The sequence below is a fragment of the Lysinibacillus sp. FSL P2-0066 genome (assembly GCF_037969495.1).
In the GTDB taxonomy this organism is placed as follows: domain Bacteria; phylum Bacillota; class Bacilli; order Bacillales_A; family Planococcaceae; genus Lysinibacillus; species Lysinibacillus boronitolerans.
Genome location: NZ_CP150202.1, coordinates 4,317,753 through 4,329,266, shown reverse-complemented (window position 1 = coordinate 4,329,266; position 11,514 = coordinate 4,317,753). Strand labels below are relative to the sequence as shown.

Genomic DNA, 11,514 nt, shown 5'->3' with positions numbered 1-11,514 from the left:
CTTGTAGAATCAATTCTGTCATTGCTATCAAATGTTATTTACGTACAAACGTTTGATACATTATAGCCTTTAGAGAAGCGATTTCATCATTGATTGCTTCAATGTGGATACGTTTCGTTAAATTTGTAATTGTGCTATCTAAATTTTTAATTACAGCAATCTTTTCACCATTTTGCAGGCGCTATTGTTGTATAAGCTGTTCTGTTCTTCTTGCATTCACGGAGAGGAGGATTGTTAAGTTAATGACGAACAAAGTAAAAGCGGTCCTCCACAGATATAGTGTGGAAGGCCGCCTTTTTGTTATAAGCAAGTCACCATTTATTATTGGTTACATCTGATTCACTTAATTGTATAGAAATAAATTAAGAGATCTATTTAGCTTACGAAGCATTACGCAATGATTTCAGAATTAAACTCAAAATGAAAACTAGTATAATTGCTCCAATGAGGGCAGGGAAGATATAGAAATCAGAAATTTTAGGACCCCAACTTCCAAGAAGCATACCACCAATCCATGCACCAATAATACCTGCAATAATATTACCAATAATTCCGCCTGGAATATCTTTACCCAAAATTATACCTGCAAGCCAACCGATAAGCCCGCCAATTATTAAAAACCAAATGAAACTCATACTATCCATCTCCTATTTTGTATTTTAAAAATTTTGTTATAGTGTTTTATATCCTTTATTAAACTCTTTCAAACTATAAGGAGAAAAAAATTAGTGGAAGTTTCAAAGGAGATAACAGACATTGGCGCATTTCTGTAAGAAGAGGAGCATCTTTATTTTAATGGTATTAATAAATTCATGTTTATTCTATTATCATCCTGAAGAAAATGTATAGCTAAGAGACACAAGTTTATTTTGACTAAGAATTAAAAAATGGAGACTTAGCGTATAAGCGTTTCTTTGATGAGCATGAACAACAGGACTTTCCTAATGTGTTTATAGGATTTTATTATTGATTTATATAAACCTTCCACCGATTTTGGTGGAAGATTTTTATGAATTCAAAAATTCCTTTGAGTTATAGTATAATCAAGAAATTAAGCTGGAGGTTTTCCTCTGATATTTTAGTAAGTTCTTTTGATTTTTCTAGTTAAAACAATCATGAAAGTCAAATTACCATGAGCTACGTCTGTTATATTTTCTTATATACGGCAACAAAGAATTTAACTTTTTAGATAAGCATATTGGTATATTCTTAATAAAAGTAGGATGAAGGTTATATGAATTATACTAGGTGAAAAGGGTGAAGGTTAAGTATATTGAACAAAAAAAAGATACCATTACAAACAAAAATATTAGGATTGATTAGCACGTTAATTCTTTTTATTGTTTTTCTTCTTGCCAGTATATTTGCTTATTTACAATATGTCGATGCAAGGACTCAAGTTAAACAATTGGCATTGCAATCCGCTATGACAATCTCTCTTATGCCAGAACTTAAAGAATCCATTGGGAAAAGTGATTTAGACCTACGTTTTCGTCCAATTGCTGATCAAGTAATAGATCAGGTAAATGCAGAAAATATTATTATTGAAGATCGAGAGAAGATTATTTATTCGCACAGAAGCCCAAGTCAAGTTGGTCAGAAGAGTTTTGATCATACAAATAATTATGGGTTAATATTTGGAGGTTCTAATAATTTTGAATTAGAACGAGAGAGTGGTTCTGTTTTAATCGGGAAGGTTCCTATCATAGCAGACAATGGAGAATATACTCGTGTAATTGGAACCGTAGCGGTTGAATACGCAGAAAAAGAGATTTTTCAAAATATCTATAAACGAATTAAGTCCATTCTCATCGCATCTCTGATTGTTTTAATTTTAGGAATCATTGGTGGTGTTTTTTTAACCAAAAGTATTAGAAAAGATACTATGGGGTTGGAACCGCATGAAATCTCCTCACTATATAGAGAAAGAAGTGCCATTCTGTTATCCGTTATGGAAGGAATCATTGCAATCGATCAAAATGGTTTCTTAACATTAATCAATCATTCTGCTAGGTCGATGTTGAACCTCAAGGATGAATCCTTGATTGGTCAACATATCCAATTTGTCTTACCAGCAATTACTATCGATGGTGTATTACAGAAAGGTAAGCCCATTCATAATGTAGAGATATTAATTAATGATAAAGTATATATATTTAATTTTATTCCCATTATCGAAAATGAAAAGATTATGGGGGTGGTTTCTAGTTTTCGTGATAAAACAGAGCTTAAAAAGCTTATTGATACGATCACAGAGGTTCGTGAATATTCTGAGGGACTCCGTGCGCAAACGCATGAGTACTCTAATAAACTTTACTTATTGTCAGGATTAATCCAATTAGAGAGATATCAGGATGCATTTGAATTTATACAAAAGGAATCAGCTAATCACCAGCACCAAAACCGAATCCTATTTAATCAAATTCAAGATATAAATGTTCAAGCGATCTTATTAGGGAAACTGGGCAATGCATCAGAAAAGAAAATTGCCTTTGAAATTGATCCTGATAGTTATGTAGATGTCTTACCAAGTCACATAGAAATCACGGATATCATCACAATCATTGGAAATCTTATTGATAATGCATTTGATGCTGTAGCCGATCGAAAAGAGAGAAGGGTATCTTTCTCAATTACAGGAATTGGGAATGATATCATTATAGAAGTAGCAGATAACGGAAAGGGAATTGCTGAAGATATGTTAGATTTTATATTTGATTTACGTAGTTCATCAAAAGGAAAAAATAGAGGGTATGGATTATTTAATGTTAAACAAATTGTAGAATCTTTAGGTGGAACAGTAGAAGTGAAAAATGACAAAAATGGTGGGGCCATTTTTACGGTATTCCTACCGAAAAAATGAAATTTACTCAGTGAGATGTGGGGACTCCCATCTAAATCGGATGTCTAAATATCAGCATAGGGAGATAAAAGAAGGAGAGGGAAAAAATGATTAAGGTTGTCATTGCGGAAGATGATTTTCGTATTGCACAAGTGCAAGAACAGTTTTTGCATAAGGTACCAGATGTAAAGGTCGTTCAGAAGGCATTGAATGCAAAGGAAACGATGGACATACTAGAGAAATATGAAGTTGACTTGCTTTTTTTGGATATCTATATGCCCGATGATCTTGGAACAAATTTGTTAGCAAAGATACGGGATCATTATCCAACAATTGATATTATTATAGTGACTGCTGCAACAGAAAAAACGATGCTTGAGACAGCAGTCAGATATGGTGTGAGTAACTATTTGTTGAAGCCAGTAACAATGGAGAAATTTGTTGAAGCGGTGGAAGAATATAAAAAAAAGAAAAAACTTCTAAGCTATCGTGATGAGGTCGACCAAACATTGATTGATCGATACTTTGGCGTTGCTAATCAATTGTCCTCAGCTCAAAAAGACTTACCTTCAGGTGTTGATCGTCATACTTTAGAAAAAGTGAAAGAGGTAATGAAAGAACTAAAAGGTGGTATTTCCATAGAGGAGATGGGTGAACAAATCGGTGCATCTCGAACAACTGCGAGAAGGTATTTAGAGTTTCTTGTTTCAATTGATGTCTGTACGGCAAAACATGAATATGGAGTTGTTGGAAGACCTGAGAGGAAATATTACTATAAAGAATAACAACAAGGTTAACTCAAAAATTAGGACAAGGGATGAACAATGAGAAAAATAATGTTTATTTTCGGGCTTGTTGTTATGCTTTGCTTTGGTTGTTCACAAGATGAGGGGCATGAAGCGATAACTGATACAGTAACAATCATTGCCCCAAGCTCGATTGGTGGAGGTTGGGACAAAACAGCAAGAGCCATACAGGACATTTTACTGAGTAACAATTTGATTGATGAGGATATTCATGTACTGAATAAAATTGGTGCTGGTGGAGAGCTAGGATGGAAATATACTAAACAACAAAAAAAACATGTGCTAGCAATGAATTCAAGCCTACTCATTACTAATCATTTGTTGGGGCAAAGTAAGTTAACCTACAAAGATTTTACACCAATTGCCACTTTGGCTACAGAATGGAGTGTCGTAATTGTCTCCAAGGATTCAGAAATAAAAAGTGCAAAAGCTTTAATGGAAAAGCTCAAAGAAACACCTCAAGCATATAAAATAGGAGTTTCCCCGAGATTAGGCAATGATGATCAAATTTCTTTTGTATTAGCGAGTAAACAGGCAGGAGTGCAACCTGAAAAACTAGATTTTTTTGTTTATGAGAATAGTGGTCAAGTAGTTGATGCATTATTAAAAAAGCAAATTGATGTGGCAACGATGACTTTATCCGAGGCTAAGAAATATTATGATTTGAATCAAGTACAATTGCTTGTCATTTCCTCGGAGAAACGTTTAAAGGAGCTCCCCGAAATTCCTACATGGACGGAAGAGGGAATAGATGTAGTTTTTAAACACTGGCGCGGTATTATGGGACCACCTAATATGTCAAAAAAGGAAATCGAATTTTGGGATATGACATTTGCAAAAATGGTCAAAACCAAAGAGTGGAAACAAATTTTGCAGACGGATATGTGGGAAGATTTTTATATGAACAGTAGAGATACATCTAGATTTCTTGATGAGGAAAATAAGAAATATGAGAAATTATTGGAGATTTACTAAGTAAAATACTCTTATTATGTACAATTTTTTTATTAGGTTGACTATTGAGAACTATGTGTTTTCCTTTCTACCGTCTCATCCGATGGTGGAGAGAATACATAGTCCAAGGTTAGCCTCTTTTTTTGTTTAGCAAAAACATACAATGCTTTCCGTGAACAAAATGTACGAAATAGCTATAAAGAAATTAATAAACATTAATTTGTAAACGATTACATTTGGCCGATGTTATTTTATTATAAGGTGTAATATTCGGAAAATTAGTTATTTAACAAATTAATAAATAATTTCACAAAGCATTTAGGGGGAGTATTATGCTAGCAATTTTAGGTTTTTTAATGATAATAGTCTTTATGATTTTGATTATGACTGGCCGTCTTACAGCAATGATTGCATTAATTGTAGTTCCAATTACGTTCGCAATTATTGGTGGATTCGGAAGTGAAATGGGACCTATGATGTTGGATGGGATTAAAAGTGTCGCTCCAACTGGGATTATGATTTTATTTGCAATTCTTTTCTTTGGTATTTTGATCGATGCTGGCGTATTTGATCCAATCATTAAAACGATTCTTAGACTAGTAAAAGGGGATCCTGTAAAAATTGCTATCGGAACAGCCGTATTAGCCCTTTTTATTTCTTTAGATGGTGATGGTACGACAACATACATGATTACTATTTCTGCCTTTCTACCGCTTTATAAAAGAATTTGCATGCGACCAATTGTATTAGCTGGTATTGCCGTTTCAGCTTCAGGTGTGATGAACCTTCTACCTTGGGGAGGACCAACAGCAAGAGTTATGACAGCCCTGAATCTGGAAATGTCTGAGGTTTTTACACCAGTGATTCCAGCGATGATTGGCGGGGCTATCTTTGTTCTGTTCATGGCATTTACCCTTGGAAGACAGGAAAAAAAGCGGATTGGTATTATAGAATATGATTATGAAACGGCAGCTCAGCCTGCTGCAACAGCTGAAGATGACTATTTGAAACGTCCAAAACTGATTATCTTTAACTATACTCTGACAATTGTTCTTTTAGTAGCGTTAATTATGGAGTTATTACCACCTGTTGCATTATTCATGCTTGGTTTTGCAATTGCGATTACTGTAAACTATCCAAAATTGAAAGATCAGAAGGAACGTGTTGCGAATTATGCTGACAATGCATTATCTGTTGTTTCTATGGTTTTTGCAGCTGGGATATTTACAGGCATTCTTTCAGGTACATCAATGGTAGATGCGATGGCAAACTCAGTGATTCATTATATTCCAGATGCAATGGGTTCTCATTTTGCTGTTGTTACAGCCATTCTCAGCGCACCTTTTACATTCTTTATGTCTAATGATGCCTTTTACTATGGCGTACTGCCGTTACTTGCGAAGGCAGGAGCAGTATATGGCATTGATCCAGCCTTAATCGGTAGAGCTTCTCTTTTAGGTATGCCAGTACACCTTCTAAGTCCGCTTGTTCCCTCTACTTATTTATTAGTAGGTATGGTAGGAGAGGATTTCGGGACACTACAACGTATCTTCTTAAAGTGGGCATTCGGTTCTACAATTGTCATGATTATTGTCTGTGTAGTATTGGGGATCTTCCCCCTATAAATGCCACGGCTCATGGGGCGAAAAAGATTACCTAGTGAAAATCATTTATTTATAAGTGTAAGAGAAGTCTTATTTTAATGGGCTTCTTTTTTATTTTCTTATTCGAATAACTACCATAAACCGGAAATTATTTAGAAGGATGTTTCAGATAGGCGCTATAAAATGTTTTTATTCGTAAAAAGGACGATCATCATATACGATAAAAATATTGAGACTTAGGATTATTAGTGCTCTATTCTGCAATTAGAAAGAAATTATTAAAATAGGAGAAAGGTGGTATGAAATATGAAAATCCGTAAGATTGATCATGTGGGGATAATCGTCAATGATCTTCCTGAAGTGAAAGCATTTTTTCTTGACTTTGGTCTTGAGGTGCTAGGGGAAGGAAAAGTGGAGGGTGAATGGGTGAAGAGGATGGAGCGGGTATTAGGGCTTCAAGGTATTAAAGAGGACGTTGCAAAAACGTCAGATAGTGACGTAAATCTAGAAATAGTAATGTTGCGAACACCAGACGGCGAGGCGAATATTGAACTAGTAAAATTTAACGCGCCATCAAATCCAATAAGCATTCAGCAGCCTTTAACAAATACTAAGGGTATCCAACATATTGCCTTCAATGTTGAAGATATTGAAGCCCTCGTTAACAATTTGACAAAGAAGGGCGCAGAACTTATTAGTGACATTTATAGCTACGAAAACGCCTATAAATTATGCTACGTGCGTGGGCCAGAAGGAATTATTTTAGAGCTCGCTGAAGAAATCAAATAGCTAATCAGCAACTTTGTTGAAAAGAAACCACTAAAAGGGGGTTTCTTTTTTGCCCCTATAGGAGCTCATACTTATACTTAAATATCACAATTTTCTACCCTGAGGGTCTAAGTTGATAAAATACCGAAACCTAAGGGCATAAAAAATAGGATGTTTCCAACGATATTCCTTAATGAAACATTAGCATGTAAACCATATATAGCCGCAATTGGAGTTAGGTTCATATCTCCTCTTGCGGCATAAAAGTAGAAAGGGAAGAGGGTTAAAGAGTATAAAAAAATTCCTGAAAAATAGAAAAAAGGCTTTCATCATTTCATTATTAAAGGAGAATTGTTTTTTAACAGCTAAAACTATAATTCTGTAAATGATTCAGAACTAGCTAACAGTTTCCCTTAAAAATATTCTGGTATAAAATCATTAAAGTCTGTAAGAAATTTCTGGTATAATTACATAAATCTATGTTTATTTTGAGGAGTGATGTCGTGAAGAAGCTATTTATAATAACTAGTTACTTAGGGTTTTTTATATTAGGAGGTATGACTTTTACCTACTTTTCAACAACGGAAGCAGCAAGTGACATGAAAAAGATCAGCGTGTTTCAGGATCCGATTAATTACTATGTAGATAAGGTTGAAAAAGTGCCGTCAGAAGGTCAATCTGGATTTAATTATCAAGGCACAATATATGTCCCAATGCGTTTTATCGCTGAATCTTTAGGTGAAAAAGTAACATGGGATGGGAAAACAAAGTCTGTTTATATTGGTGATGTTCCCAAATTCACCGCTTTAAAAGATGTAAAACCTATTGGGAGTGAGGAAGACCACTTCTTCCACAATACAAGCTCTATCACTATTAGTACAGGTGAGAAGTTTGAGCGATCCTATCAACTTGGTGGTTATCATGGAGGAGGCGCAGTTCAAGACCATACAGTGGAATACTTAGCCAATGGAAATTACAAGGGATTCGAAACCTATCTGGCACCAATTAAAAAGTTAGCAGCTAATTCTTCCGGAATAGGTTTCTTGAAAATTTACGCAGATGGTAAATTGGCTTATGATAGTGGAGCAATCAAAGATAAGGTAAAGGTTCATGTTAATTTAGAGGGTGCTTCAAAAGTGAAGTTTGAACTGGAAGGCAGTGGTTTAGGTATATTAGATCCTAAATTTATTCAATAAACCTTCTATACTATTAAGCAAAAAGACGATGACATAATAATTTGTCATCGTCTTATTAATTTTGGTCTCTTTATCACTATTTCAAAATAGATAATTGCCAATACATATTTGGCAATATTTTCACCTTTAAGTATAAAATAGTTGGGTGGTATATGGTATAATTCCATACGATACTGATACATAAAAAGGAAAAGGGAGAGAAAAGAATTTGATGAAAAAGATGATGAAACGAACGAGTGCAGCATTGCTTGGTGCCTCATTAATGCTGACGACAGTTGTCCCTGTTATTCATGCAGAAGAACAAACACCACCCCTAGTACCGTCGATAAGTGAATGGGCGATAGAAACTTTAAATGAGGGCGAAAAATACGGGATTTACTCAACTGAATGGTACTTTGATGGCTTCCTTCGAGAAATTTCAGTGGATAAAGTAAATGAACTACTAGCTTTAACGGAAAAGAAAGTTGCCTCTCTAGGCCTAGCTGAAAATAAACAATACAAACCAGTAAGTGTGAAAAATGATAACACACGCGGGGATATTGTAAAGCGCTTGTATAATATTGTGGCGCGTTATGATTTACCTGTTGGTACAGATGCTGTTCAATTCATGAAAGAGCAAAACGTATTACAAGGCTCTCCAAGTGGACTGCAACTAGAGAAAAAGGCAACGACTCAACAGGCTGTTTTACTAGCTGTTCGTTTCATTCAGAGTACATATGCACTTGCAGAGCAAGGATCTAAAGGGGTAGCCTGGGTAGTAGAGGATGAGGATACACTTATCTACTTATTAGGTTCGATTCATTTAGGGACACCAGACTTATATCCATTCGATAAAAAATTAGTAAAGGCGTTTGATGAATCTGATGCACTGTTAGTAGAAGCAAACATTTTAGATACAGAAGCACTGGAATACTATTCAGAAAAAGCAATGTATACAGATGGCTCAACATTGAAAGATGCTGTTGCACCAGAAACATATGCAAAGCTTGAACAAGTGGCAAAGCTTTATGGTCTTCCAATGGAGCAGCTAACAGTGCAAAAGCCGTGGATGCTTTCTAGCGCACTATCGATGTTAGCTATGGACGATTCCTTTGGCATGACCCCACAAGAGATGGCAATGCACGGTATTGATATCTACTTTTTATTAAACGCACAGTTGCAGCAAAAGCCAGTAATTGAATTAGAAGGTACAAGAGCACAGGTTGATATGTTTGAAGGATTATCACCAGAGGCACAGGAGCAGTCATTAGTCGCTGTACTGGATAGTATCATTAATCCATCTGAAGAAAATCAATCTGAAGTTCTTCAAGAGTGGTTTACAAGCTGGAAGCAAGGAAATGTTGAAGAGTTTGCAAAAAGCTTCCAAGCAATGGAAGGTACGTCCTCTGAATTTAATGAAATGCTATTTGGTCTACGCGATGAACAGATGGCAAAGAAAATCATGAATGTACTGGAAGAAAAGGAAGGTAAGTACTTTGTTGTTGTTGGTTCAGGTCACTTCCTAATCGATAAAAATATTCGCTATCATTTGGAGAAAAACGGCTACAAGGTAAAGCCGTTTTATCAATAAAATCGATTTCCCCTCGTAAAAGGATAGATTATTTTCTGTCTTTTACGAGGTTTTTTTATGCATGTAAGACAATAATGATCATTTGACTCTAACAATCTAAATAATCGGATTATTGTTGCAACGTAAAAAAAATCGTGTTAGTATTAGTAAAACGTTTTACTAAAACGTTTTACTTGTGAAGGGGATGAAAATATTGAGAAATAAACGAATTGCAACGATTGGGGATGCAATGGTCGTTTTTAATCCATCTAAGACAGGTCCTCTACGTTTCGTTCCTTCCTTTGAGCGAGCTGTTGGTGGTGCAGAATTAAATTTTGCGATAGGTGTTACACGTTTAGATATGGAAGCAAAATGGATTAGCTGTATTGGAGACGATGAATTTGGAAAGTTAATTTATAACTTTGCGCGTGGTGAAGGAATCGATGTGTCACATGTTTTACGAACACCACATATTCCAACGTCTATCTACTTCAAGGAAATACGGGAAGACGGTGCAGGTAAATCGTTTTACTACCGCAACCCATCACCTTTACTTGAGCTGACAGAAGATCGTATAGATGAGTCAGTACTTGATGATGTGGACTTATTACATATTAGCGGCGTGTATTTAGCGGTATGTGAACATAACATTGAAGTTGCATTGAAATTGATTGCTTTAGCACAAGCAAAAAATATTCCTATATCCTTTGATCCAAATTTACGTTTAAAACTATGGACTATAGAAGATGCCCGAGCGGTATACGAAAAAGTGTATCCATCTATCAATCTTCTGTTAACAGGGCAGGATGAATTTGAGCTTTTATTTGAAGGGCGTACAGTTAAAGACGTTCAAGAGTGCTATAAAATAGATGAAATTATTGTGAAAAAAGGTGAACAAGGCGCCACGGTTTATACAGCCACTGAACAGTATGATCGAAAAGCTTTTTCTATTCGTGCCATTGATACAGTTGGAGCAGGGGATGCATTTGATGCTGCCTATGTCTATAGCTATTTAAATGGTGATGATATTGGAGAACGCCTCCGTTTAGCTAATGGTGCAGGTGCATTGGTAGCAACAATTAAAGGAGATAATGAAGGGCTCCCATCCTTGCAAGAATTAAGGCAATTTATTGGTGATGAAAAACTAATTGAGCGATAGGAGTTGTCAGGAATGCAAAAAATCGAAATTTTGAAAGCGTTGTCAGATGCAAAAATTGTGGCTGTTATTCGCGGGAATTCACCCGAAGAAGCGACTGAAATTTCAAAAGGTGCTATCTCAGGTGGCATTCGAGCAATTGAAATAACGTATACAACGCCTTTTGTGGAAGAAACCTTTAAAGCATTACGCAATAGCGATGCAATAATTGGAGCTGGCACTGTATTGGATGTGGAAACTGCACGCCACGCGATTTTAAACGGTGCTAAGTTTGTTGTTAGTCCAAGCTACAACGCTGCAATTGCAAAGCTTTGCAATCGCTACAGCATTCCATATTTACCAGGCTGTATGACCATTACAGAAATGGTGACAGCACTTGAAGGTGGAAGTGACATTATTAAATTATTCCCAGGAAATCAATTTGAACCAAACTTTATTAAAACCGTAAAAGGTCCTCTACCACATATCACAATTATGCCAACAGGCGGTGTTGGTTTGGCTAATATGAACGAATGGTTAGACGCAGGGGCTGTAGCAGTTGGGATTGGTAGTGATTTAAATAAAGCATTTGCAAGAGATGGATACGTAGGTGTAGTTGAACGTGCCAAAGCTTATATGGAAAATCTATCAAACTAGGAG

At 35.7% G+C, this 11,514-nt stretch carries 10 protein-coding genes; 9 read left to right on the top strand and 1 reads right to left on the bottom strand.

Translation table 11 applies throughout. The annotated features are described in order from the left end of the window. Positions 1-380: 380 nt before the first annotated feature. Positions 381-635 (bottom strand): GlsB/YeaQ/YmgE family stress response membrane protein, encoded by a 255-nt coding sequence (locus MKZ14_RS21545; protein WP_016991561.1) that lies wholly within the window; start codon positions 633-635, stop codon positions 381-383. A 635-nt stretch (positions 636-1,270) separates the two neighbouring features. Between MKZ14_RS21545 and MKZ14_RS21540 the strand changes: the two genes are divergently transcribed. The 9 genes from MKZ14_RS21540 to MKZ14_RS21500 all read left to right on the top strand — a co-directional run bounded on the left by MKZ14_RS21540 (position 1,271) and on the right by MKZ14_RS21500 (position 11,511). Continuing rightward, positions 1,271-2,863: a sensor histidine kinase gene (locus MKZ14_RS21540; protein WP_339281026.1), complete on the top strand. Its 1,593-nt coding sequence runs from the start codon at positions 1,271-1,273 to the stop codon at positions 2,861-2,863. An 86-nt stretch (positions 2,864-2,949) separates the two neighbouring features. Continuing rightward, on the top strand, positions 2,950-3,627 hold the full coding sequence (locus MKZ14_RS21535) for a response regulator (RefSeq protein ID WP_312123862.1): 678 nt from the start codon (positions 2,950-2,952) through the stop codon (positions 3,625-3,627). A 39-nt stretch (positions 3,628-3,666) separates the two neighbouring features. Continuing rightward, positions 3,667-4,623 (top strand): tripartite tricarboxylate transporter substrate-binding protein, encoded by a 957-nt coding sequence (locus tag MKZ14_RS21530; protein ID WP_339280470.1) that lies wholly within the window; start codon positions 3,667-3,669, stop codon positions 4,621-4,623. Between the two features lie 311 nt (positions 4,624-4,934). Beyond that, positions 4,935-6,227: a CitMHS family transporter gene (locus MKZ14_RS21525; RefSeq protein WP_339280469.1), complete on the top strand. Its 1,293-nt coding sequence runs from the start codon at positions 4,935-4,937 to the stop codon at positions 6,225-6,227. Between the two features lie 285 nt (positions 6,228-6,512). Beyond that, positions 6,513-6,995, top strand: a complete 483-nt coding sequence (locus tag MKZ14_RS21520) for a VOC family protein (protein WP_339280468.1) — start codon at positions 6,513-6,515, stop codon at positions 6,993-6,995. 482 nt (positions 6,996-7,477) lie between these two features. Continuing rightward, positions 7,478-8,170 carry a stalk domain-containing protein gene (locus MKZ14_RS21515; RefSeq protein WP_339280467.1) on the top strand — a complete coding sequence of 231 codons (693 nt, stop codon included), beginning with the start codon at positions 7,478-7,480 and terminating at the stop codon, positions 8,168-8,170. A gap of 211 nt (positions 8,171-8,381) precedes the next feature. Next, positions 8,382-9,740 carry a TraB/GumN family protein gene (locus tag MKZ14_RS21510; protein WP_339280466.1) on the top strand — a complete coding sequence of 453 codons (1,359 nt, stop codon included), beginning with the start codon at positions 8,382-8,384 and terminating at the stop codon, positions 9,738-9,740. Positions 9,741-9,924: 184 nt separating this feature from the next. After that, on the top strand, positions 9,925-10,878 hold the full coding sequence (locus tag MKZ14_RS21505) for a sugar kinase (RefSeq protein ID WP_036079733.1): 954 nt from the start codon (positions 9,925-9,927) through the stop codon (positions 10,876-10,878). 12 nt (positions 10,879-10,890) lie between these two features. Further along, positions 10,891-11,511 carry a bifunctional 2-keto-4-hydroxyglutarate aldolase/2-keto-3-deoxy-6-phosphogluconate aldolase gene (locus tag MKZ14_RS21500; RefSeq protein WP_016992813.1) on the top strand — a complete coding sequence of 207 codons (621 nt, stop codon included), beginning with the start codon at positions 10,891-10,893 and terminating at the stop codon, positions 11,509-11,511. Positions 11,512-11,514: the final 3 nt, after the last annotated feature.

Coding starts and splice junctions, on each gene's coding strand:
- MKZ14_RS21545 (WP_016991561.1), bottom strand. CDS start 635: ATGAGTTTCATTTGGTTTTTAATAATTGGCGGGCTTATCGGTTGGCTT.
- MKZ14_RS21535 (WP_312123862.1), top strand. CDS start 2,950: ATGATTAAGGTTGTCATTGCGGAAGATGATTTTCGTATTGCACAAGTG.
- MKZ14_RS21530 (WP_339280470.1), top strand. CDS start 3,667: ATGAGAAAAATAATGTTTATTTTCGGGCTTGTTGTTATGCTTTGCTTT.
- MKZ14_RS21525 (WP_339280469.1), top strand. CDS start 4,935: ATGCTAGCAATTTTAGGTTTTTTAATGATAATAGTCTTTATGATTTTG.
- MKZ14_RS21520 (WP_339280468.1), top strand. CDS start 6,513: ATGAAAATCCGTAAGATTGATCATGTGGGGATAATCGTCAATGATCTT.
- MKZ14_RS21510 (WP_339280466.1), top strand. CDS start 8,382: ATGAAAAAGATGATGAAACGAACGAGTGCAGCATTGCTTGGTGCCTCA.
- MKZ14_RS21505 (WP_036079733.1), top strand. CDS start 9,925: ATGAAAATATTGAGAAATAAACGAATTGCAACGATTGGGGATGCAATG.
- MKZ14_RS21500 (WP_016992813.1), top strand. CDS start 10,891: ATGCAAAAAATCGAAATTTTGAAAGCGTTGTCAGATGCAAAAATTGTG.